Raw genomic sequence first — 23,720 nt, 5'->3', positions numbered from 1 at the left:
GTGGAGGATGACGGGCTCGAACCGCCGACCCTCTGCTTGTAAGGCAGATGCTCTCCCAGCTGAGCTAATCCTCCACAATGACACGTACGGGATTCGAACCCGTGTTACCGCCGTGAAAGGGCGGTGTCTTAACCGCTTGACCAACGGGCCGTCTTGTCTCTTCCGGTGCTTCCCGGTGACACTTACACATCATACACTACTGTTTTCTATTTGTGAATATCTTTTTTGAAAAAATTTTAGGTTTTTAACAAAAATGAGAGGAGCTTCACTATAAGCTTAATACGATACATGAAATTTAAGAAGGGATTTGCAATTTTAGTAAGCACACCTTCCCGCGGCATGTTCGGTCTGGCCGGAGCCGTGTTGATTGCTTTCTATGCATACCACGAAATTCGTGCCGATCATGAACGGAGAAAAACCGGATGAACCCCTCATCCGGTTTTTTCTGTTCCCTCTTCAATGTTTTGAAACTGGTTGGAAAACATGGAAGAGTATGTGCCGCCCTGTTTCATCAGTTCCATATGCCCGCCCTGTTCTACGACCTCACCGCGGTCAATCACCATGATGGTATCCGCATCGCGGACTGTATTCAAGCGGTGCGCGATGATAAAGGTCGTCCGGTCCTTCATAATTTCCAGCAACGCCGCTTGAATATGCAGCTCCGTCCGCGTGTCAATGCTGCTGGTCGCTTCATCCAAAATCAGCAGGGACGGCTTCGCCAAAATGACGCGGGCAATCGCCAATAGCTGCCGCTGCCCCTGGCTCAGATTGCCGCCGTTTTCCGCCAGTACGGTGTCGTATTGCTTGGGCAGGCGCTTGATGAACACCTCGGCGTTTGCCATGGCGGCGGCTGCCTCCAATTCTTCGTCCGTCGCATCCGGCCGGCCGTAGCGGATATTTTCCTTAATAGTGCCGGAGAACAAGTACGTATCCTGCAGGACAATGCCAAAGCAGCGGCGCAGACTGTCGCGTGTGTATTCTCTGATGTCACGGCCGTCAATCAGGATTCTTCCTTCCGTTACATCATAAAAGCGGGTCAACAAGTTTACAATGGTTGTTTTGCCTGCTCCCGTCGGGCCGACCAGCGCCGTGCTGCTGCCGGGCTCCGCAGTAAAGCTGACATTGCGCAGGATCGGCCGGTCCGGGCTGTAGCCAAAGCTGACGTTCTCAAAGACAACATGTCCTCTCGGGTTCGTCAGCAGCACAGCGCCCGGCACATCCTCTGCTTCCTCCTGCTCGTCGAGCACCTCAAATACCCGCTCCGCCCCGGCCACACCGGACTGCAGCATATTAAAGATGTTGGCAAGATCATTCAATGGCCGGACAAACTGGCGTGAATAGCTGATAAAGCTGGCGATTACGCCGACCGTAATCATGCCTTTTACCGCCAGAATACCACCGGCAATGGCAACAGCCGCAAAACCGAGGTTGTTGATGACGTTCATGATCGGCATGAGAAAGCCCGACCAAATTTGCGCCTTTAAGCCTACGTCGCGCAGTTTCCCATTCACCTGTTGGAATTCTTCAATGGCTTTTTGCTCGTGGTTAAACGCCTTGACGATATGGATGCCAGAGATCGTCTCTTCGATATGTCCATTCAATCTTCCAAGCTGGGCCTGCTGCTCTTTAAACAGCATTCTCGTCCGCTTCGCAATCGTACGGGTCAGCAGGAATACAAGCGGCACGGTAAGCAGGCTCGCAAGTGTAAGCAGCGGACTGAGCACCAGCATCATGGTCAAGGAACCGAGAATGACAATCACGCCGGACATCAGCTGAATGGCAGATTGTGAAATCGTGCTGTTCACATTGTCAATATCATTGGACAGACGGCTCATCAGCTCGCCGTGTGTCCGTTTGTCAAAGAAGGCCACCGGCAGCTTCTGCAGCTTTTGAAACAGCGCCTCCCGCAGGCTCCGCACCACCCGTTGCGCCACCCCGGCCATCAGCCAGCCCTGCAAAAAGGTCAGCAGCGCATCTGATGCATAGGAAGCCAACAGCACGAGGATGACAATTTCCAGTACGCCAAACTTCACACCGCCGGGCGCCGCAATGGCATCCACAGATTTGCCAATCAAATATGGCGCCAACAGCATCAGCACACCATCAATAATCGTAAACAGGAAAATGACTGTCAATGTGCTCCGCTCACGCCCAATATACTCCCATAGACGCTTTAATGTTTCCTGAAAATTCTTTGGCTTCGCGACAGGCCCCCGCATATGATTGCCAAAGCCGCCCGGCCGTCCCGGGCCGCCCATTGGCACATTCGCCGCATGTCCCTTTTTTTGCGTCATCCTGCCAGCACCTCCTGTCCAAACTGGGAACGGCAAATTTCCTGATATACACTGCAGCTTGCCAGCAGTTCTTCATGCGTGCCGATTCCCGCAATCTCCCCGCGGTCCAGCACGAGAATCCGGTCTGCGTCCATCACGGAGGTAATGCGCTGGGCAATGAGGATGCAGGTTAACCCTTCCGCATACTCCTTCAGCGACTGCCGCATGTTTGCTTCTGTCGCCACATCCACAGCACTCGTGCTGTCATCCAAGATCAAAATCTCCGGCTTGCGCACAAGAGCCCGGGCAATGGAGAGACGCTGCTTCTGTCCGCCTGAAAAATTTACGCCGCCCTGGCCAATCCGGGCATTGTATTGTTCAGGAAGCGCAGCGATAAAATCATGTGCTTGGGCAATCCTTGCAGCCTGCTCCACTTCTTCTGCCGCAGCATCCTCCTTGCCCCAGCGTATGTTTTCAGTAACCGTGCCGGTGAACAGTGTTGCTTTTTGCGGCACAATCGCAATTTTTTGCCGCAGCTGCCCTGCATTCATCTGCCGAATGTCCACCCCGTCAATTTGGATGCTGCCGGAGTCCACCTCATAAAACCGCGGAAGCAAGTGCACCAAGCTGCTTTTGCCCGACCCGGTGGATCCGATGATTGCCAGCGTTTCTCCCGGCAGACAAGTAAAGCTGATATGCTTGAGCACCGGGGCGCTTGTGCCTTCATAGGAAAATGACACATCCCGAAAATCGATGCGGCCCTGTCCCGCCGGGAGTGGAGCCATTTCCGCATCGGCAGGCGCCGGCTCACGGAACACCTCACCAATGCGTTCAGCTGATGCCTTCGCCCGGACAAACATGGTAAATACCATGGAAATCATCATCAAGGAGAACAAAATTTGCGTCATATAGTTGATGAAAGCCACGATTTCTCCCACCTGCATTTGTCCGCTGTCCACCCGGCTGCCGCCGATCCAAAGCACGATTACAATACCAAGGTTCACCACAAGCATGATCGCTGGGCTGAAGATGGCCATCATCCGGGCTGCGGAAACGGAAACAGCCTGCAGATCGGCATTTGTCCGCTGAAACTTTTCCACTTCATAGTCAAAACGGTTGAAGGCTTTTACCACTCTTACTCCGGATAAGTACTCACGCATCACCCCGTTCACACGGTCCAGTGCCTGCTGCACCTTGGCAAACAGCGGAAAGCCGAGCTTCATGTTCAGTACAATGAGCAGTGCCACAACCGGAACCACCACCGCGAGCACCAGCCCAAGATGCGCATTCAGGCGTGCCGCCATAATCAATCCGCCGAGGCATAAAAGCGGCGCTTTTACAAAAATGCGCATCAGACCGTTCACAAACATCTGCACCTGCGTCACATCGTTCGTCAGCCTTGTAACCAACGAAGCCCGGTCCAGTTTATCAATACTGGTGAAGGACAGCGACTGTACCTTTTGGAACAAATCCAGCCGCAGGTCAGCCCCGAAGTGCTGTGAAACCCTGCTGGATACAATATTGCGGGTGGAAGCGGCTGTCGCACCCAATGCCGTGATACCCAGCATCAATCCGCCCATCCGCAGTACATAGCCCATATCCTGGTTTGCAATGCCGACATCAATGATATGGGCCATAATGGTCGGCTGCAGCAGGTCGCACAGCGCTTCAAAGGTCAAAAACAGCAGTGCGATGCTGAATGGCTTTCCATAAGCCCGCATGTACTTTCGTAAAAAACCCATACGTACCCTCCATCCTTATCAAGTTGTTCTCATAGTTTGTCTCTCCTTATCATACGCTTCACTTCATGAAACTTCACATATTTTGTCTCGCCGCAACAGTATATTGTATGTCTGAGTCCGCTCTGTCATTAGCCGCATGATTTGACCGCCGCCGTCCCTTTTCGGAGGCAAACAAAAGCCTGCCGGTTCGGCAGGCTTTCGCGTTCTATCGTGTTTGCAAAGCAAGCTTGATTCCCAGGCTGATGTACACCAGTCCGACTGCCTTCCCGAGCCAGCCGGATGTCTGCCTGGTTTGCTGCATCAGCCTTTTGCCAATTGCTCCTGAAAGCAGCACCAGCGCCGTTGTATACAAAATGCTCATCAGCACAAATGTCAGCCCCAATACCAGCAGCTGCATAGTGACAGAGCCGCCGTCGCGCTGCACAAACTGCGGCAAGAAGGCCAGGAAGAAGAGCGATGTTTTCGGGTTCAACAGTTCAATCAGCAGCCCCTGCCGGAACGAGGAGCCGGTGGACAGCTGCGGTACCGCAGGAGTCTGCTTCGCCTTTTTTTGAACCAATGCGCGGACGCCAAGATAAATGAGATAAGCGGCCCCGGCATATTTGACCGCCTCGAAGGCCAAGGCTGATGTCATTAGAATAGCGGAAAGGCCCAGCACCGCCGCTGTGGTATGCAGCAAGTCTCCAACGGCAATGCCGACACCTGTTAAAATCCCGCTTTTCTGTCCGCCCCGCATTGTTTGCGAAATCGTAATCAGTACAGCCGGACCCGGAATGAGGAACAGCATAAGCACGACAAAGATGAAGGTTATCATACATTCTTTCCTTTCTTGTATTTCACGAGAAGGCATACGCTATTTCTTTACGTATGACAAAAGAATAATTGTTAAAATGATGCACAATGCGCCAAACACGTTGGCGATTGTAAAAGGCACATGCAGCCAAACAACTGCCAGAAGCGCGGAGGTCAACGGCTCTGCGCATGCCAGCAGGCTTGTTTCCGCCGCCGACAAATACTTCAAGCTCTCCATATAACAGTAAAAAGCCGTCAGTGTACCAAACAGAATCACGAAAATGACGGCCAGGACAGCACTTGGAGACCATTCCCCCTGCATTTCCCAAGGAGGCTGAATGAAGCTGAAGGCAATACCGCCAATCAGCATGCCCCAACCGACTATAACGGCAGATTCCCATCGGTTCAGCAGCTGAATCGGCTGCAGTGTGTAGAACGCCAATGCCACTGCTGAGGTAATTCCCCACGCAGCTGCGGCCGCTGAAATGGAGAGCTCCCGGAAGCTGCCGTTTGTCACCAGCAGGAATGTACCGATTAAGGAAAGCAAAACAGCCAGAACCTCCAGCCTTACCGGCAGGCGGCGCATCCGGGCTGCCAAGTAGCAAACGATAAATACGGGTGCTGTATATTGCAGCAGCGTGGCTGTTGCCGCATTGCCGTGCTTAATGGCGGCAAAATACGTGTATTGTACGGTCAGCATGCCGGCTAAGCCGAACAGAACGAGCTGGGGCCAATCCTTCTTATGCCGCCAGACACCCCAAATGCTTTGCTTTCCTTTGACACGGGCAAACCCCAAGAGGAGCACTCCAGATAACAGCAGCCTGATGACAACGAGCCACTCGGGCGTAAAGCCCTGCTGCTGAAACAAATACTGGGCAACCGTGCCGGAAATCCCCCATAAAGAGGCTGATGTCAATACGAGCGCCACTCCTTTTGATTTGGTATATGACGCGACAACACCTTCTGAATTCATTTCGCTCCCCCACCTCTATATATGTCATTTACAATTACTGAATTCGTTGAATAGCCAGATTGTATTTACTCGTATAATCATATCAGAATCCCCCTGCCAATAAAACGAAAATTCAGCACATTTATCTTTTATACATCCTAGTAAATAGGAGAGGGCGGAGCAGCCAAGGACCGCCCCTCTTTCCTACACAAGCTGAACCCGAAAGCGCTCCAGCAGTTCCCCCAAAGCCGGGCGCCGTTCTCCGTCCCGCCCGGTGACCGGCTCAGCCGCTGCCATTGCGTTCAGAACAGCTTCCTCCACCACTTCGCCGGCGGCCCGGAATGCTATGTCGATGTCCTCCTCATGGATGACGGAAAGAGAGAGACAGGCTGACGTTTTCCTGTGTGGAATCCGGGTTGCAGTTGAAAAGCCAATCACAACCTCGCCGCTCCCCGTCGCAACTATGGAGCCGGTGCGGGCCAAACCTGTAACAGACCGTTTGACGATCCGGTTCAGCTGCCGCTCGGATACCGGCAGGTCTGTTGCAAGGATGATAATAACAGAGCCCTGGTCTCTCTCCTGCCGCGTCTGCTCCATGGCTTCGCAAAGCTCCTGCCCGACAGCCTTCCCATTGATCCGCAGATCACCCAGCGAGCCAAAGTTGGTAAGCACAAGCGCGCCCATCATGTACGTTCCGTGCTCCATCACCATCAGCCGGGAGGACGTGCCGATGCCGCCCTTCAAGGAATAACAAAGCATGCCTGTTCCGGCTCCCACCGCCCCCTCTGCACATGTATCCGAAGCTTGGCGCAGGGCTTGCAGGACATGGTCTTTCGTCACATACCTTGCCCGCACATCATTCAAAAACATATCGTTGCATTCACACACCACCGGATTCACCGTGCCGGTGGTGCGCCCAATTTCCGGATTCCGCTCCAGCATATATTCGATTAAAGCATCTGCCGCTGTTCCGATGCTTAAGGTATTTGTCAAAATGATGGGCGTTTCCAGTGTCCCCAGTTCATTGATTTGCATCAGCCCCATGGTTTTCCCAAACCCATTTATCACATGGGCAGCCGCGAGAAGCTTTTCCTGAAACATATCGCCCTGATGCGGCAATATGGCCGTCACACCCGTTTGCATGCGACCCTCGCTCAGTGTTACATGCCCCACAGTGACTCCTGCCACATCCGTAATGGAGTTGCCGCTCCCGGGCTCCAGCCTCCCAATTTCCGCCCCGTACTCCCGAATCCTTTTCCCCATGCTGATTCCCCTCTCTCTGCTCCTGCTGCAGCAGGATATGTAGTTTATCAAATTCACCATCTAACAAAAAAGGCACCCAAAGAATATGCGGAAGGCTGTCCTTTATTGTGCCGGCAACATATATATTCATTATTATATAAAACCCTGCCCCCATCCAAAAGACCTGAACAAAAAGAAACCGGCCGCTGCCTGCGGCCGGCCATTTTACAGCCCCTGCGTAATAAGCTTAATGACAAAAGGACCCAATATAACAATAAACAGAGATGGAAAAATCAAAAACACCATGGGGAGCAGCATCTTCACCGGCGCCTTCATCGCCTGCTCACGGGCAGCTTCCCGCTGCTGCTCCCGGATGCGCACCGTCAGCGTCTTCAGTACCTTCGCCATTCCGATCCCCAGCTGGTCCGCTTGAATGAGGGAGGTAATCACCCCCTGGAAGCCTGAAGACGGCACGCGCTTTCGCAAGTCATAGAAGGCTTCTCTCCTGGATTTTCCAAGCTTCATATCCTCCAGTACAAGCAAGAACTCTTCGGAGAGCGGCCCTTCACTCCTTCTGCACACAGTTGCAATAGCTGCATCAAGTCCCAGCCCGGCCTCAAGAAGCAAATTTACCGTATCGAAAAAGTCCGGCAAGCTTCGCTGAATCGCCTTCATTCGCATTGCTTTTCTGCGCCCCAAATGAAAGAAGGGATAACGATAAGCCAGCACTCCCATGGCGATGGCTATAATCCATACATTGGACAACTCCCTGGAAGGAGTGAACAACACCAGCGCGAGAATTATGGCACCGATGCTGAGAACAAGCTGCAGCAAGCGAAACTCCATAGCTGACATGCGCCAATAGCCAGCATCACGAAGCATTGAATCCAGCTCTTTTCGCTTTGCAGGAGACAAGTACTGGCTGGTTTGCTTAAGGCCCATCTCCCAATAAGGGCGCAGAAACGCCAATCGGGCGCGCTTCTCTTTCACTCCCCCTACTTCCGGCTTGGCAAACGCAGCATCACTGAAGTACACACGCACCCGTTCAGTGAAGGAAAGATTCTTGGCATAAATAGTAAATAAGAGACCTGCCATGACGAGGGTGAAGAAGATGGCTGCCGTGATAAGCAAGGTAAAAGAAAGCAAGCTCTACACCTCAATTCGGATCATTTTTCGAATGACAAACCAGCCGATTGCAATGGAAACACCCGCGGCGCCAAGCATGATTCGGCCAATCGGATGGTGGAGCATGGGTCCAAAATACTCCGGACTGGCTGTGGCCAAATATAATGCCAAGCCAACCGGAAGCAGTGTTACAACTAAAGCCGACATGCGCCCCTGTGCCGTTAAGGTCCGCATTTCCTCTGCCACACGGACACGGCCGCGAATAGTTTCTTCGATTGTTTCCAGCAGCTCCGCCAGATTGCCGCCACTGGACCGCTGCGCCAGAATAGCTTGCACAACCACGTCCAAATCCCGGTTTGGCAAGCGGGACACCAAGCTTTGCAGTGCTTCCTCCACCGGAATGCCCAGCCCGATTTCCTGTACGGCCCTTGCAAACTCAGGCCCGATCGGCTTTGGCATTTCCTTGCCGGAGAGCTGCATGGCCTGCATAAAGCTGAAGCCCGCCCGCATGGAGTTGGCCATGGTGCCCAGTGCTTCAATCAGCTGGCCCGACAGCGCCTGCAGCCGTTTATGCCGCCTGCGCTTCATATACAAAACAGGTACAAAAAAGGCTGCAGCCGCAGCTGCCGCGTTGAGATACCAGGAAAAGCCCGCCAACAGGAAACAGAGCAACGCGCTTCCCGCAACGACAATCCGCCAAGCGAAAAACTCTTCCGGGAGCAGCGTGCTCCCCGCCTGCTCCAAAAGCACTTCTGTCCTTCGGAACGACATGCCGTAAAATACCTTTGACAGCCCGGCCATCACACTTTTGCGTTTTTGAATCTGCTGCTCCTTCTGTATCTCCTCCGGTGTGGCAGAAGCAGCCAAAAGCAATTCAACCCGCTGCTTCATATACGCCTTTCTCCGCATAGAGGCCGCAGCTGTATAAAAGAGTGCTGTGGTGACAGCCCAAATGATCACTAACTTCATTGTCATATCCATGCTACCACTGCCTCATAAACCAGGATGCCGGAAGCTTAAAGCCGTTCAGTTCAAGCTGGTCGGCAATTTTCGGCCGGATGCCCGCAGACACGAATGCGCCTGTCACCGCGCCGTCCGCTGTGCGGCCTGTTTCCTCAAACAGGAACAAATCCTGCAGAACAATTGTGTCACCCTCCATACCCAGCACTTCCGTGATATGGGTGACACGGCGCGCCCCATCCTTCATCCGTGATTGATGTACAATGATATCGATCGCACTGGCAATTTGTTCACGGATTGCCCGCACCGGCAGTTCAATGCCGGCCATCAGCACCATTGTTTCCAAGCGCGACAGCATGTCGCGCGGCGAATTGGCGTGGCCTGTGCTCAAGCTGCCGTCATGTCCCGTATTCATGGCTTGCAGCATATCCAATGTCTCTGCGCCGCGAACCTCACCGACAACAATGCGGTCCGGGCGCATCCGCAGGGCATTTCGCACCAGTTCGCGGATTGTGACTTGTCCGCGCCCTTCAATATTGGCAGGCCTTGCCTCCAGAGGGAGCACATGCTCTTGCGACAGGCGCAACTCTGCCGCATCCTCAATTGTAATAATCCGTTCATCATGGGGTATAAAAGAGGACATGACATTCAGCAGGGTTGTTTTGCCAGCGCCCGTCCCTCCGCTGATAAAAATATTCAGACGGGATTTTACGCATGCGTTCAGAAACTGGGACATTTCCTCACTTAAGGTTCCATACCGGATTAAATCCTCGACTTCCAGTGCCCGTGCCGAAAATTTACGGATTGTGATGGACGGGCCCTTTAACGAAAGCGGCGGGATAATGACGTTGACACGTGAGCCATCCGGCAAACGCGCATCCACCATTGGAGAACTTTCATCCACGCGGCGGCCAATCGGCGCCACAATCCGTTCAATGACTCGCAGGACGTGGGCATGATCTTGAAATGATGCCTCGCTCCCATACAGCTTTCCCCGCTTCTCATAATAAATTTGAGATGGGCCATTCACCATAATCTCTGTCACCTGCGGATCCTCAAGAAGAGGCGTAATGGGCCCGTAAGCAAGCAGCTCGTGCTCCACCAGCTGGAGTACCTCCTGCTTCTCTTCAAAGGTCAGCCGGCTTCCTTCCTCGTCCAGGTATGCCTGGCCGAGCTCCCTGACCTTTGTCCGCTCCTGCTCTCCGCTGGCGGCATATTTTTTAATTTCATCCATCAAGTATGCATGCATCTGTGCTTGTATATCCAGAAACTCTTTCTTTCTCGCAGAGGGTTTCACCACAGGCGTTGCCTCCGTCTGAACAGCTGCGGAAATTTCTTTTGGGATGCTTTGAGACTCCCCGGTTTTCTCCTTCTTATCAGCAGCTGCGCGTCTGAAAATTGACATGGCTCACTCGGCCCCCTTTATTTGCGTAGTAGTGACCAGCTTTTTTTCTTGACCTGTTCAGGCTGTCCTGCATCTTTGACGGCAAGCCTTTCCACAAGCTCCAAAGTCGCTTTTGCCACGGGTGTTTTCGGCTTCGCAACGATGTATGGAATTCCCATATTAATGGAGTCAGGGACAGCCGGGTGCTCCGGCAAAGCAGCGTATACCGGCACACCAAGCAGTTCTTCCACCCGCTTCGCGCTAAGGGGCTGTTTTTTCAGCTCCCGGTTTGAAATAACCTTCAGCTTCTCCTTCAGTTGCATGGATGATAGGGTGTCCACGTACAAGGCACTGCTGCGGACTGCCGGCAGGTCGCCTGTCGTCACAAGCAACAGATGGTCGGACTGCTCCAGGCAAGTGATATGAATGTCGGATAAGTATGAGGGCGTATCAATGATCGTTAAGTCAAAGATGTCCTTGCAGGCAGCAATTGCCGCCTGCACATGCTTTTCATCAATCACTTCAAAAAATTCCGGACGGGGCGGGGCGGCCAGAACGGAAACGCCTGATGCATGCTTGGTCATATACTCTTCAATATCAGACCCGCCACTCTCATACCCCTCCTTAACCCACTCATAAATGGTCCGCTTCGGCCTCAGATTGTATTGTACGGCTATGTCACCAAATTGAAAGTTTGCATCGATAACAGCTACTCTCCAGCCCCTTTGGGCAAATCCCGCCGCCAGGTTCACCGCAAGCACTGTACGGCCGGTGCCTCCCTTCATGCTGCAGACAGACATGACAATTTCCTTATTCTCGCGGATACTGACCGGCGGCATCAATCCCTTTTCGCTGCGCTGCTTCACGTAATGCTCAGCCTGCTCAATGGCATTCTCCAAATCCTGCATCCGGCAATCCTCTGACAAAATATCAGAGGCGCCGGCCCGCATCGCTTTACGGATGCCTTTCACAGAATCAGGAACAAGCAAAATAATATAAATGTGCGGATACAGCACAGACACATTCTGGCAGACCTCGTACACACGGTCTGTACTGCCTTGAATCAATACCACACCAGAAGCTGTTTGGGCCAGATGCTCACGCAGGTCCTCTTCCGGCGGCACCTCCTGTAGTGGGTACTGCCTGAAGGAAAACAGTTCACGGATGCGCTGATCCTGGGTATCAATGTCTGCATATAAATACCATTTCACCTTCATGAGCTGCCCCCCTCTTTCACGATTTCGCGCTGTATATGCGTATTTTGCTTGAAACCGTCATCCTTCCCGTTGCGCAGCATAAAATAGAACCCGTTTTTCTCTTTGGCAGCCAGACTCAGCAGTACTCCCTCTTCCGGGGTGACCTCCACTGTAATCGTTTCGTAGCGAAGTGCTTCCGCCCCCTTGTCAACGGACTTTCCGGATGCCAACACCTTCACGTTTTGCAGCACCAGCTCCGACCCTATATATTGCTTATTTGTTTTCTCATCCTTTGTCATGTCATAGGCAATGATATCCACTTTGGCCCCCGGCTCCACATACCCGGATACTCCCGGAGCCAGTTCCGCCTTTAAGGAAATCGCGCGTTTGCCCTCTGCCACCTCCAGCATTTTGTTGCTGATTTCGCGCTTGGTTTGCCGTTCCTCATCCACTTTTGCTGCATTGCCTTCCCCGTCCTGTCTTCCGCTGCCGTTCTCGCTTGTCTTTGCCCCATTGAGATTGGCGGCTGCAGAATCAGACTGCTTCGAAAATATAGATATATATAGGAGAACCGCTACAATTGCCCCGAATAGCGCAGACCATACCCAAATTTGTCTTGTTTTCATGTGTTCCTCCCACCATTTCAAAAGAGCTTGCTATTCCACCAATTTAATTGTGCTCAAGCCGGAATTTATGCCTCCGCCTGCCCCGACTCCGACGTCCCCTGGTGCCACCAGCTTTAAAAACTGCCCCGTCAGCCTGTCTGCGTTATTGCCAGTTCCACCGCCCTTGCCATTTCCTCCACTCTGAACAGTATCAATCCAGAAAGCGCCAAAGCCCACAATTTTTAATCCTGACCATGAATTCAGAATGGGAACATAGATCACGCGCGCACATGTGTGGTCGGCTGTGGATGGCTGCTGGCAATAAGCTTTTCCGGCATCCAGAGCAACGAGGTCCTTTAATGCTGTCAGTGCCGGCGTCGGACTGCCTGATTGGGCAAGAACTGTTTGGCCGATTTCTACGTATCCATTGTACCCGTTTGAAATTTGGTCGGATAAATTTTGCCCGCCTCCTCCGCCCTGATTGTCGAAGTCCACATATCCCGCCATGCCTGCTGTTGGATGATTTCCGCTTTTTGGGAAGGAAACTATGTGGCTTCCGCCGTCAAAATATGACGCTACATTTTCCACCCCGATCGGCGCGACATTTCCTTTTCCAATCTTGGACACATAGCTGACGGCCGCCTTTGCTTTGGCGGTGACGGAAGCAGAAGCAATGCCCAGCACATTGGCAAAGGTTGTCGGAACATGTACAGTTTTCTGTGCCTTGATTGATTGATTTGAAATTTCTGTAATCTCGCTGTCTGCCAGTGTGTAAGCGTTCTGTCCGGAAATCTGCTTGGCCACAGAAATTGCTTCCGTCTGGCTGACCGCAACCTTTTGCGCCCCAGCCAGCACAGCTGCATCCAGCGCCTTTTGCAGCCGGCTTTTTTCCATGTACATCCTTCCCCCGTCAATGGCCAGACCGGCCATGCCAGTCATAACAACCATTGAAAGAGCGACAGTCACCGCCACATTGCCGGCCTCGCTTCGAACACTGTTGAATTTGTTCCAAAGCCGCTTCATTTACTCCACCCTCATCACTGTTTTATCCTTTAGATAAAATGACCCGACAACCTCTCCCACAACAGGCGTTAAAAAGTCAATGGGGTATGTCAAAGTGATTTCCACAGAATCTCCCGTTTTTTTTGTGCCTGACGGACTTATGCTTACAGTGAGTTTACTCGCCGTTAAGCCTGCCGCATTTGCATCAGCAACGCTTTTTACATCTGCGTCTGTTTTTCCAATGCTAGCTGCTCTGGCCGCTTCCCGGCCCGCATGATCCAAAGTCAGATATGTATGAAGCACGCGTCCGAAATCAATTATGCCAAATATGAGCAGAACCAGCACCGGAAGAACGAGGGCGAATTCGACAAGCGACTGGCCGCTTTCCTTCTTCATGCCAAACCTCCCCAAACAAAGGTACAACCCGTTCCAAGTACAATTGCGATCCCATAGGGAAAGGTAATATGCCCTTTTCCATCCGGCGATACAACCACATCCATTCGTAGGAATATAACGATGAAAATTGCAGATTTTATCGTGTTCCACATACCGTTTTTCTTCATGATCAGAGCCGCTGAAATGACTCCGCCAATTATCGCTGTATAGAGAAACGCATGAAAGACAAACGCAGAACCCATCATTGCTCCGACAGCCGCCATTAACTTAACGTCCCCTGCCCCCATCCCCCCAAGTAAATGCGGGATAAGCAGCACACCAAGGCCCACCAGAAAACCGGACACGCTGAACAAAACACCATTCCATCCTTGCGCTGCAGTATGATAGAGGAAGCCGAACAGCATGGCAGGAAATGTTACGATGTTTAGAATCTTCCGTTGCCTTATATCTGTGATGAGCGACGTGATCAGCGTGATTCCAAGCACGCTTTGTATAATCATGTATATAACCCCATTTTTTAATGGAATGAGAACCCCGCTGTTTCAGCAGGGTTCCGCGAGTGCCCCTTTTTAAAGAAAGCCTGTTACGGTGCAGGTGTACCGCCAAGTTTTGTTACGACCTCATTGAACTTGGCCTTGATGCCAGTTCCCAGCGGCGTCAAGGCTGCTGCTGCCACAACAGCTACCAAAGCAAGGATCAAACCATACTCTGCCATGCCCTGCCCCTCTTCATCTGCCACAAGATGTTTTACCCTCTCCAACATGTTGCTCCCCCTCCTCAAAATTAATGTTGTATTTGTATGTAAAGCAGTACAAGACTTATTGACTTGTCATATTTGTCTTTATACTTGCTTTATACCAAAATAAGAATGAAACAATAAAAAATTTCAAAATGCAAGGGCCTTCAAAACAATTGAAACCAGTCAAGAAAACGCATGTTTTATTCTTTTTAAAGAACGAGCGGACAGAAACAGCCAATGACTCAGCATTACTCGGGAAACTAATATTCTAATATTCTATCTTACTATTATGCCGTTTCATCCCAGAAGCAGCATGCCGGGCCCGACAAAAAAAGCTGGACCAAAAGCCCTTCCCGCCCTTGCGTTACATTGTGACTGAGGAGGCCGAATAAAATGGAGAGGTGTGTTAACAATGCTTACATTTTTTCGTTGTCTTATATCTGTGATAAGCAACATCAGCAGTGCCATTCCAAACACGCTGTATATAATCACCTGTACACCTTCATCTTTTGCTGGAATGAGAACCCTGCTGTTTCAGACCCGCGAGTGCCCCTTTTTAAAGAGAGTCTGTTATGGTGCAGGTGTACCGCCAAGGTGTGTTACGACATCGTTAAACTTGGCCTTGATGGCAGTTCCCAGCGGCGTCAAGGCTGCTGCTGCCACAACAGCTACCAAAGCAAGAATCAACCCATACTCTGTCATGCCCTGTCCATCCTCATTGACTGCGAAATGTTTCGTCTTCTCCCACATGCTGTTTCTCCTCCTCCAAACTAAATTGTTTGCTTATATATAAAGCAATGCAAGACTCATTCATACAATAGCATTCGTCTTTGCACCGACTTTATGCCAAAATGAGAATTTAACGATGTTTGCTCGGAAGCATAAGATCTTCAACGGCACTACATCGTCTAAAACACAAAATGAAGAAAAACCTGCTGTTCTTAATAAAGGATAACGAGATAAAGCAACCCTGCTTGCAATTCCTTCAAACCGCTGAAGCTTATTCATTTCCCATGCGGATTTTTATTCAAACCCAGTTCTCACGTTCTTCATAAAGAATATAAAAATAAATAAAATCGAGTGACTTTCTTTAATGGTTATTATAATATTAAGCCATCGTAAAATGCAATAGTTACGATTAAAGGATATAAAAAATAAGTTACAGAATTTTTCGTCCGTATGCTGCACACATCCCTTCTTCCTTGTACCCTGTCTATTTTGCGGCATGCCTCGCTTTACACCGTCTTTCATGATCCTGTGCGCCAAAAGGAGGTGCTTCATTGAAACGTCTCAGCCAGCAAACAGCAGGGAAATCCATTCCCTTCCGAATTAAGCGGGCCGATACTTTTTTATCCCGGCTCAAGGGGCTGATGTTCCGGAGACAACCGCTGCAGCAGGAAGGTCTTTGGCTCCTTCCTTGCAGCAGCATCCATATGTGCTTCATGAATTTTTCAATTGACGCAGTGTTCTTAGACAAGAACAATAGAGTTGTACGGCTCGCTTCACATGTAAAGCCATGGAGGTTTATAGCTCCGGTCACGTCCGCCTCCTCCGTTCTGGAGCTCCCGGCCGGCTCTATCGAAATGCTGCATTTACAAACAGGTGATACGTTGCACTTGTAACGTTCCTTTGAAGTCTGCGCGAAGCTGTGCAGACTTTCTTTTCTGTAATCACCCTATATGTAAATGGCCGGAATGGTCTGTAGCATCCGGGCCTTCCTGCCAGATGTTTGCATTTGGATAAAAAAGTAATTCAAACAATCTTTGTAACTAGTATATGTAAACTCACAAGTCGTGATAGAATGAGAGTATACTTGTACTAGAAAGGAGTGGATTCTTCCATGCCGACTGAAACAGCCTATACAGATAAGTTTCAGCGCTTATCTCCGCATACACAGCAGATTCTGTTTCACCTCTGCTCCGCGCAAGCTGAACAAGCAGAGACAACCTTTAAGGAATGGAACAAGCAGGTTGCAGAACAAGCGGGTGCCCCTGCCGCAACAGTAAAGAGCATTTACTACCGCTATATGCGCAAATGGAGCGATGCAGAAAAGCAGGCCTACTTGGCTTGGTATACACCGGAACAAGCACAGACGGAGGCCCCGCAAGCAGAAGCTGAAACTGCAGCAACAGAGCAGGTTTCTGCAACAGAGGTGGAAGAGGCGGTTCTGCGGGATACAGCAGCAGAGGACAAGACCCTGCCGGAAGAAACAACAGAACCAGCGCAAATCTCAAAGCAAGAGACTGCAGAGGAGGCGCAGCAGGCTGTGCAGACAGAACCGGAGGCCCAGCCGCAACAGGTATCCGATCAGGCTGTCCAACCGGAGGCGGCCCCCCAGCCAAAGCCGCAGCCAAAGCATGCTGCCAAGCATCGACAAGCCAGGGAGATTCCGGACCAAGTGGATAACAGTGTGACATTCCGTTGCGGCAACCGCAAGCTGCTTGTGTTCCAGCAGCAGGAATGGTACTGCCTGGAGTCACAGCTGCTTTCGTTCCTGCAGCTGTCGTCCAAGAACCCAACCTTCCGCAGCATGCTGCTGCCGCAGGTGGAGATTATCCAGCATAAGATACTCGGAAAATCCCGTTCCTATCGTCTTGAACAGGCGGCTGCGTTTGTATCCGCCTTCATGAACATTACGACAAATGAGACACAGCGGACAGCCAGCAGTGTCTTCTTGGAGCAGTATTCCAAGATGGCTGCGCAAAACCAAACTGTCATGCCGGTTCAGCCGACGGCTCCAGCAGAGGCAACGCCTGTCGCTGCAGCAGTAGAGCAACCCGCAGAAGTGCAACCCGCTGTGCTGCCAGCTCTTTCAATGGAAGCCCCGGCACATGACAAGGAGCTCGAACGCATCATTCGTCTATTGAATGAAACAATCGGTTTCTTGAGCCCGGCAGCCAAGGAGGAGCTGCTGCGCTTAACACAAGAACAAGGGTATGTCTCCACGACACTGGGTATTTTGCAGACATGGGACCACATCCAAAGAGATTTGTCCCTGCATTTTCTGCACCTTGTGGAAGAGCATATCCGAGGCTATCTTTAAGGCAGCTGATACCCGGATTTCCTTTCATATGGAGCAGCGCGGAAGAGAGCGGGGCAGTTTGACAAAGGATGAGCTGCAGTCGCGTATTCAAAGCAGCGGCATTTTAGCGGAAAATGAACAAATTCGTTATACAAGAGATGACTCCTATGTGTATGTCCTGCGGAAAAATGAGTCTCAGGAAATGACGGGAGTGACCTTATTATATTGGAACGAGTTTGCCCGCCGCATGCAGCAAACCATTGAAAAATATTTATTCCCCTCTTCCTGAACAGAAACAGGGCTGCCGCAATCGGCAGCCCTGTTTCATGTTCTGTGATGGTTTATTGAACAAGAGGCTTGTTTTGAATTGTCTCGCCCGGAGCACATGCCAACTCTGCCCCTTTGCAGATTCGCCACTCCTATTGGCATTATTATACAATCAGCACAACGGTGCCTGCTGTGATGACAACACCTGCCAGAATGGTGCGCTTGGAAGCCTTCTCCTTCAAAACAAGAAAGCTGAGCACCATCGTAATCACAACGCTGAACTTGTCTATCGGCGCCACAATGGATACCTTTCCCATTGCAAGGGCAGCAAAGTAGCACAACCAGGAAAGTCCTGTGGCACAGCCGGAAAGCACAAGAAACCAAAAGGATTTTTTCGTAATATTCCTCACTTCACGGTATGTGCCCTGAAAGAAAACAATGGCCCATATAAAAAAGAGAATGACAACCGTCCGAATCAGCGTTGCCGCATTGGAATCCACAGCTTCAATTCCGATTTTCGCCAGGATGCTTGTTGCTGCTGCGAAGAAAGCCGACAGCACCGCCAGCAGCAGATAGGATTGTGTTGCTTTCTTCCTTTGCGCAGGAGCGTCCGGCTTCCTCCCGATCAACATGAGGGTTCCAATTGTAATGAGAAATCCTCCCACGAAAACCAGCGGCGTAATCGGCTCATGCAAGATAAGGAATGCCAGCAGAATTGTCATAACCGTACTGAATTTATCAATGGGGACCACCTTCGACACATCGCCAATTTGAATGGCCCTGAAAAAGCATATCCAGGACAAACCCGTTGTAATGCCCGACAAAACAAGGTATAGCAGTGATGTTCCTGAAACGGCAAACAGGCTGTCCCATCGGCCGGTAGCCAGTACAATGAGAGAAGCCATGCATACGACAACAATCGTCCGAATTGCTGTAGCCAAGTTGGAATCCACATTTTGAATTCCCATTTTTGCCAAGACCGTGGTAAGTGCAGCGAACAGCGCTGCCAGAAAAGCCAGTCCAATACTCATGCTTCATCCATCCTCTTGTGTCTGCCTATGTATCTTACTGTATAGTGGATGGCTGCATTTTATGTATGAAAAGCAGGGCGCCGGGAGGAAATGCCCTCACCGATAGAAAGGACAAGGCATACGGAATGGCTTCTGTATGCCTGATCCTCTCCTGAATCATGCCCCTTTACCAGTAGAAAAAGCTTACACTTCGCTGCTCAAGCCCTGTTCCCCCTTTTGCACCTGCAGATGGTCCAGCGCTGCTTTGGCGTACCCTCTCGCCTTTTCTGCCGTATCCGCAGTTGACAGAGCAACTGCGACCCGGCGTCCCACTTTTGTGACAGGCTTGCCAAATACACGAATTTGCGTATTCGCCACGGCCAAAGCGGTTTCCAGCCCGCCGATGCTGTATTCATTCAGCTCTGTATCCGCCTTTAACGGGCGGCTCGCGCCTGGGGTTACCAGTGTAATTTCTGGAATTGGGAACCCCAAAATAGCCCGGACGTGCAGGGCAAACTCTGACAGGTTTTGTGTTACCAGCGTCACAAGTCCTGTATCATGCGGCCGTGGAGACACCTCGCTGAAATACACCGTATCTCCTGACAAGAACAGCTCCACACCAAACAATCCGTAGCCGCCGAGTTCATCTGTGATGACTTTGGCAACACGCTCCGCTTCCTGCAGCTGCTGCTCTGTCATATAGTGAGGCTGCCAAGATTCAATATAATCCCCGTCCTTTTGGACATGTCCAATCGGAGCGCAGAATGATGTGCCGCTCACGGAACGTACGGTCAGGAGAGTGATTTCGGAGTCAAAGCGGATGAACTCCTCTATAATGATTCTGCCGTTTTGCACGCGTCCGCCCTCCATCGCAATTCTCCAGCACTCCTCCAGCTGCTGCTCAGAACGGCAGACACTTTGTCCTTTCCCGGAAGAGCTCATAAGAGGCTTAATGACACAAGGAAAGCCGATTTCCTTCGCACCTTGCACAAACTCTTCGTATGTATCAGCAAACTGGTATTTCGCGGTTGGAAGCTGCAGCGTTTCAGCAGCCAAACGGCGGATCCCTTCGCGGTCCATAGTGAGCTTGGCTGCACGCGCGGTCGGAATCACCCGGAACCCTTCTTGCTCTAATTTCAGCAGCTCGGATGTGGCAATCGCCTCAATCTCCGGCACGATAAAATCCGGCTGCTCTTTCCCTATGATTTCTCTGACGCGTTCCGCTTCCAGCATGTCAATCACATAGCCGCGGTGTGCCACCTGCATGGCCGGAGCGTGCTCATACCGGTCTACCGCAACAGTCTCAATTCCCAGGCGCTGCGCCTCAATGACAACCTCTTTTCCTAATTCTCCTGATCCCAGCAATAGCATTTTTTTCGCTTGATACATAGCAGACATTCCTCCCCACATCTCTTCAACACCATTATAAACGAACTATACAAAAATAAAATATATTTTTGTTCGTCTTTTTTTAAATTTGACAACAAATTGGTCTTTCTCCATTTGAAATGATTGAGTTTCGGCGAAAAACACGACTCTCCAGCCTGCGCGGTGATGGGAGCAGGCATTTCCTCCCCCAGCTCCCAACCGGCTTCATTTGTTCTGCAGGTTGCCTGTGCAGAGCCTTCCAATTCGTGTACAATAGGATGCATATTCCAAAAAAGAAAAGGTGTTTCATATGCAATCGTATATTGTAGTAGGAGCAGGGATTCTCGGGGCTTCCGCCGCCTATCATTTGGCGCGGTCCGGAGCCCGCGTAACGGTGGTGGACCGCCAGGATGCCGGACGTGCCACGGATGCGGCGGCAGGTATTATCTGTCCGTGGCTGTCGCAGCGCCGCAATAAAGACTGGTATACATTGGCGAAAAATGGAGCGCGCTATTACAGCACCCTTGTGGCGCAGCTCGAGGAGGATGGTGAGACAGATACCGGCTACAAACGGGCTGGCGCCATCTGCCTGCATACGGAAGAAAAGCTGGAACAGCTGGAGGAGCGGGCGCGGCTGCGGCGGAAGGACGCACCGGAAATCGGGAAAATTCTCCGTCTGTCCCCAAGTGAAACAAAGGCTCTGTTTCCGCCGCTGTCAGAGCAATACGGCTCTGTCTACATAAGCGGGGCGGCGCGTGTGAACGGGGCAGCCCTGCGCCTGGCCATGATACATGCATCCCAAAAGCACGGTGCAACTGTTTTGCAGGGGGATGCAGAGCTTATATACGAAAATAATCGGGTGACAGGTGTTACAGTTGCGGGCAGCATCCTGCAGGCAGATCAAGTGCTTGTGACAGTCGGCGCCTGGGTGAATGAACTGCTGCGGCCGCTCGGCATTCTGTTTCGCGGAACCTTCCAAAAAGCCCAAATTGTGCACCTGCAGCTGCCGGAGGCCGGCACAGACAATTGGCCTGTTGTGATGCCGCCAAATGACCAGTATATTTTGGCATTTGAAAATGGCCGCATTGTAACAGGTGCAACTCATGAAAATGAAACCGGCTTTGACACACGGGTGACAGCCGGAGGCCTGCACGAAGTCTTTGACAAAGCACTGGCCATTGCGCCGGGATTGGCGGATGCAGCCGTGCTGGAGACCAGGGTGGGCTTTCGCCCATTCACTCCGGGCTTCTTGCCGGTCATTGGGAGGCTGCCGCATTATGAGGGTTTGCTGATTGCAAATGGCTTGGGCGCCTCCGGTTTGACTGCCGGCCCTTACCTTGGCGCGGAGCTGGCAAAGCTTGCTTTAGGTGAGCCGACAGAGCTTGATGTCAGCCGCTATGACCCGGTTCAGGCATGCAGCGAATAGAAAAAATACCCGGCGAAGCCGGGTATTCCTTTGTCGTCACATTATTTGATTGCAAACAAGCGGCGCACCTTTTCCGCAACATGGCTGCTGCCGCCCTTCTCCTTTACGTCTTCCACCATCATGGCTACAATGAGATTCGGAGAGGCGGCATCAAATCCGACAAACCAGCCGTTTTCCTTCCCTGCCTCCGCCTTTTCCTGCTTCAGCTCAGCAGTGCCTGTTTTCCCGGCAAGCAAACGGCCCGGAAGCTGCGCGGCCCGGCCGGTTCCTTCCGGATCGTTGACAACTGCCGTTAACGCCCTTTTCAATAGATTGGCCTCTTCAGTTGTCATCGCTCCTTCTTTCCACACCTTCGGCTGTTCTTCCCCCTTTACAAGAACAGGGGCAGGGATTTTGCCCGAATTGACGATTGGCGCATACGTCAGAGCCACATGAAGCGGCGTCATCAGCACCTCTCCCTGCCCATAGCCTGTATCGGCCAACGCGATGTCCTTCTTCAGCGCCCCAAGCTGCGACTGCTGAAACGGATAAGAAATCGGCAGCTTTTCGCCAAATCCGAAGGCCTTTGCTCCCTCTTCAAACTTATCGGCTCCAATCGCCAATGCCTGCTGGGCGAAATAAATGTTATCAGAATAAAGAAGCGCCTGCTCCAGATTGACCGGGCTTGCCTCCTTGACGCGCGTCACATAGTAGTCGCCCCACGATGCGTCCTGCGCCCACTTCAACCCTGTAATGGCCTTATTTTCATCCGGTTTTACTATGCCTGCCTGCATGCCGATTGCCGCTGTAACAGGCTTAAAGACAGAGCCCGGCGTATATGCTTTTGTAAAGCGGTTTAAGAGAGGCTTCTGCGGATTTTCATTCCATGCCTGCCATTGCTCAGGCCGCAGTCCACGGACAAAGCTGTTGGGATTGTAGGATGGGCTGCTGACGAGTGCCAGCAATTCTCCCGTTTGCGGCTGCAGAGCCGTGGCAGCTCCAGCTTCGCCTCCAAGCTGTGCATATATTTCCTGCTGCAGTTTACTGTCCAGTGTGACTGCAATCGTTTGTCCGTCCCGGGCATCCCGCTTGGCAATCTGCCCCTTCTCCTGCTTGTCCGCTCCTATGATATACAGGCGTGCGCCATCCTGGCCGCGCAGCTTGGCCTCATACACTTGCTCCAGCCCGGCTTTTCCCACCACATCGCCGGTCTGATAGCCTTTCTCCTTCAATTTGCCCAAATCCTCCGCGCTCACTTCCCGGATGTAGCCGACCGCATGGGCTGCCGCCTCCCCCAGCGGATAGTCACGCACTGCCACATTGCGTATTCCCACTCCGGGAAGCGCCAAATACGCCTGTTCATCTGCCCCGCCAGGCAGAAAAGCAATAGGCACGAACAAATCCGGCTTTACCCATTTTGCCTCCAGCTTGCTGTTGATTTCGGCAACCGATACCTGCAGCAGCTTGGCCAAAGAAGCCTTTGTACCCTCCGCATCAGCGCCCAGCTTCGCCGGGACAATCCCGGCTTGCGGCGCTTTCCCGTTCACGGCAAGCCCATTCCCGTTCCGGTCCAATATTTCACCGCGCTTTGCCTCATACGTATCTATTCCCAACCGGTCGCCTTCTTTCATGGCCGGGAAAATATGCGAGGCATCCCACTCCACGTTCCATGTATCCTCATCCTTCACCTTTTCCTTCACCAGGTGAACATCTTGCCGGAACGAAACAGGACCGGCTATCGTCTCCATATCCAACTGGTAGCGGCGTACCGCTTCCGCTTTTTCATCCTTTGAATCAGATGCTTTTTCCGCCTTTACATGCAGCTGCTTCACTTCAATATCATGATAGATTTTCTCGTACCGCTGCACGAACTCTTCCTTGCTGATCTTCTGCTTTGTTTCCTTCGCAAGCATACTGTACATACCGGCAAAATCCTGCTTGTTCCAAGCAGTCACATATTCCTGCAAACGCTCCTCCGGTTTGGCTTCCTTGCTGCAGGCCGCCAGAAATAGCAGCGCCGCCAACGCAATCCATCGCTTTCTCAACTGCAGTCCCCCCTTATGTACTCCCACTCAATTATACAGAAAAAGCATTTTATTTAACATATTTTTTTACACTTTCAAATATAAAGCACCTGGATTCCGTTTCAACAAGCAAGCACCTTCCACTCCAAGCATGCGGAACATGAACAACAGCATCTAAAGAAAAAAGGAAACAGCTGTACCGTCTCCTTTCTTCCC

22 protein-coding genes and 2 tRNA genes are annotated in these 23,720 nt (G+C 51.6%); 4 read left to right on the top strand and 20 right to left on the bottom strand.

Going from position 1 to position 23,720, the window contains the following annotated elements; all coding sequences use genetic code 11:
* Window position 1 precedes the first annotated feature (1 nt).
* The 17 genes from NK662_RS12370 to NK662_RS12290 form a co-directional block, all read right to left on the bottom strand.
* Window positions 2–74 (bottom strand) — tRNA-Val (locus tag NK662_RS12370).
* A 4-nt stretch (window positions 75–78) separates the two neighbouring features.
* Window positions 79–150, bottom strand: a tRNA-Glu gene (locus NK662_RS12365).
* A gap of 281 nt (window positions 151–431) precedes the next feature.
* Window positions 432–2,294 (bottom strand): ABC transporter ATP-binding protein, encoded by a 1,863-nt coding sequence (locus NK662_RS12360; RefSeq protein WP_254759241.1) that lies wholly within the window; start codon window positions 2,292–2,294, stop codon window positions 432–434.
* Window positions 2,291–4,015, bottom strand: coding sequence for an ABC transporter ATP-binding protein (locus NK662_RS12355; RefSeq protein WP_254759240.1), 1,725 nt, complete (start codon window positions 4,013–4,015; stop codon window positions 2,291–2,293). The genes NK662_RS12360 and NK662_RS12355 overlap by 4 nt, the downstream gene beginning before the upstream one ends.
* A gap of 205 nt (window positions 4,016–4,220) precedes the next feature.
* On the bottom strand, window positions 4,221–4,829 hold the full coding sequence (locus NK662_RS12350; protein WP_254759239.1) for a LysE family translocator: 609 nt from the start codon (window positions 4,827–4,829) through the stop codon (window positions 4,221–4,223).
* A gap of 39 nt (window positions 4,830–4,868) precedes the next feature.
* Window positions 4,869–5,780, bottom strand: coding sequence for a DMT family transporter (locus NK662_RS12345; protein WP_254759238.1), 912 nt, complete (start codon window positions 5,778–5,780; stop codon window positions 4,869–4,871).
* Between the two features lie 183 nt (window positions 5,781–5,963).
* Entirely contained in the window at window positions 5,964–7,022 is a 1,059-nt protein-coding gene (locus NK662_RS12340) for a DmpA family aminopeptidase (RefSeq protein ID WP_254759237.1), read from the bottom strand.
* A gap of 204 nt (window positions 7,023–7,226) precedes the next feature.
* The gene (locus NK662_RS12335; RefSeq protein WP_254759236.1) at window positions 7,227–8,147 is read right to left on the bottom strand and encodes a type II secretion system F family protein; all 921 of its coding nucleotides are present in this window, start codon (window positions 8,145–8,147) and stop codon (window positions 7,227–7,229) included.
* 3 nt (window positions 8,148–8,150) lie between these two features.
* Window positions 8,151–9,101, bottom strand: coding sequence for a type II secretion system F family protein (locus tag NK662_RS12330; protein ID WP_254759235.1), 951 nt, complete (start codon window positions 9,099–9,101; stop codon window positions 8,151–8,153).
* A 7-nt stretch (window positions 9,102–9,108) separates the two neighbouring features.
* The gene (locus NK662_RS12325; RefSeq protein WP_254759234.1) at window positions 9,109–10,491 is read right to left on the bottom strand and encodes a TadA family conjugal transfer-associated ATPase; all 1,383 of its coding nucleotides are present in this window, start codon (window positions 10,489–10,491) and stop codon (window positions 9,109–9,111) included.
* A gap of 17 nt (window positions 10,492–10,508) precedes the next feature.
* Window positions 10,509–11,687 carry a CpaE/TadZ family protein gene (locus tag NK662_RS12320; RefSeq protein WP_254759233.1) on the bottom strand — a complete coding sequence of 393 codons (1,179 nt, stop codon included), beginning with the start codon at window positions 11,685–11,687 and terminating at the stop codon, window positions 10,509–10,511.
* Window positions 11,684–12,292 (bottom strand): RcpC/CpaB family pilus assembly protein, encoded by a 609-nt coding sequence (locus NK662_RS12315; RefSeq protein ID WP_254759232.1) that lies wholly within the window; start codon window positions 12,290–12,292, stop codon window positions 11,684–11,686. Before NK662_RS12315 ends, NK662_RS12320 begins: the two co-directional genes overlap by 4 nt.
* A gap of 30 nt (window positions 12,293–12,322) precedes the next feature.
* Window positions 12,323–13,294, bottom strand: a complete 972-nt coding sequence (locus NK662_RS12310) for a pilus assembly protein TadG-related protein (RefSeq protein WP_254759231.1) — start codon at window positions 13,292–13,294, stop codon at window positions 12,323–12,325.
* A complete protein-coding gene (locus NK662_RS12305; protein ID WP_254759230.1) occupies window positions 13,295–13,669 on the bottom strand; it encodes a TadE/TadG family type IV pilus assembly protein in 375 nt (124 codons plus the stop codon).
* Window positions 13,666–14,169 (bottom strand): A24 family peptidase, encoded by a 504-nt coding sequence (locus tag NK662_RS12300; protein ID WP_254759229.1) that lies wholly within the window; start codon window positions 14,167–14,169, stop codon window positions 13,666–13,668. The genes NK662_RS12305 and NK662_RS12300 overlap by 4 nt, the downstream gene beginning before the upstream one ends.
* A gap of 83 nt (window positions 14,170–14,252) precedes the next feature.
* Window positions 14,253–14,432, bottom strand: coding sequence for a Flp family type IVb pilin (locus tag NK662_RS12295; RefSeq protein ID WP_254759228.1), 180 nt, complete (start codon window positions 14,430–14,432; stop codon window positions 14,253–14,255).
* 546 nt (window positions 14,433–14,978) lie between these two features.
* A complete protein-coding gene (locus tag NK662_RS12290) occupies window positions 14,979–15,158 on the bottom strand; it encodes a Flp family type IVb pilin (protein ID WP_254759227.1) in 180 nt (59 codons plus the stop codon).
* A gap of 530 nt (window positions 15,159–15,688) precedes the next feature.
* Here NK662_RS12290 and NK662_RS23750 point away from each other — a divergent pair.
* The 3 genes from NK662_RS23750 to NK662_RS12280 all read left to right on the top strand — a co-directional run bounded on the left by NK662_RS23750 (window position 15,689) and on the right by NK662_RS12280 (window position 17,719).
* Window positions 15,689–16,030, top strand: a complete 342-nt coding sequence (locus NK662_RS23750) for a DUF192 domain-containing protein (protein ID WP_368736066.1) — start codon at window positions 15,689–15,691, stop codon at window positions 16,028–16,030.
* A gap of 218 nt (window positions 16,031–16,248) precedes the next feature.
* Window positions 16,249–17,451 (top strand): hypothetical protein, encoded by a 1,203-nt coding sequence (locus NK662_RS12285; protein WP_254759226.1) that lies wholly within the window; start codon window positions 16,249–16,251, stop codon window positions 17,449–17,451.
* Window positions 17,452–17,479: 28 nt separating this feature from the next.
* Window positions 17,480–17,719 carry a hypothetical protein gene (locus tag NK662_RS12280; protein ID WP_254759225.1) on the top strand — a complete coding sequence of 80 codons (240 nt, stop codon included), beginning with the start codon at window positions 17,480–17,482 and terminating at the stop codon, window positions 17,717–17,719.
* A gap of 142 nt (window positions 17,720–17,861) precedes the next feature.
* Here the strand turns inward: NK662_RS12280 and NK662_RS12275 are convergent, their stop codons facing one another.
* Both NK662_RS12275 and purT read right to left on the bottom strand, forming a co-directional pair.
* Window positions 17,862–18,728 (bottom strand): EamA family transporter, encoded by an 867-nt coding sequence (locus tag NK662_RS12275; protein ID WP_254759224.1) that lies wholly within the window; start codon window positions 18,726–18,728, stop codon window positions 17,862–17,864.
* Window positions 18,729–18,911: 183 nt separating this feature from the next.
* Complete coding sequence (gene purT / locus NK662_RS12270; RefSeq protein WP_254759223.1) at window positions 18,912–20,096, bottom strand: phosphoribosylglycinamide formyltransferase 2; 1,185 nt, start codon at window positions 20,094–20,096, stop codon at window positions 18,912–18,914.
* Between the two features lie 289 nt (window positions 20,097–20,385).
* Here purT and NK662_RS12265 point away from each other — a divergent pair, with 289 nt between their 5' ends.
* Window positions 20,386–21,501, top strand: coding sequence for an NAD(P)/FAD-dependent oxidoreductase (locus NK662_RS12265; protein ID WP_279664407.1), 1,116 nt, complete (start codon window positions 20,386–20,388; stop codon window positions 21,499–21,501).
* A 41-nt stretch (window positions 21,502–21,542) separates the two neighbouring features.
* Here the strand turns inward: NK662_RS12265 and NK662_RS12260 are convergent, their stop codons facing one another.
* On the bottom strand, window positions 21,543–23,525 hold the full coding sequence (locus NK662_RS12260; protein WP_254759221.1) for a penicillin-binding transpeptidase domain-containing protein: 1,983 nt from the start codon (window positions 23,523–23,525) through the stop codon (window positions 21,543–21,545).
* Between the last annotated feature and the right edge of the window lie 195 nt (window positions 23,526–23,720).

The sequence above is a fragment of the Ectobacillus ponti genome (assembly GCF_024294785.1).
In the GTDB taxonomy this organism is placed as follows: Bacteria; Bacillota; Bacilli; order Bacillales; family Bacillaceae_G; genus Ectobacillus; species Ectobacillus ponti.
This window is presented reverse-complemented; position numbering and strand designations above follow the sequence as displayed.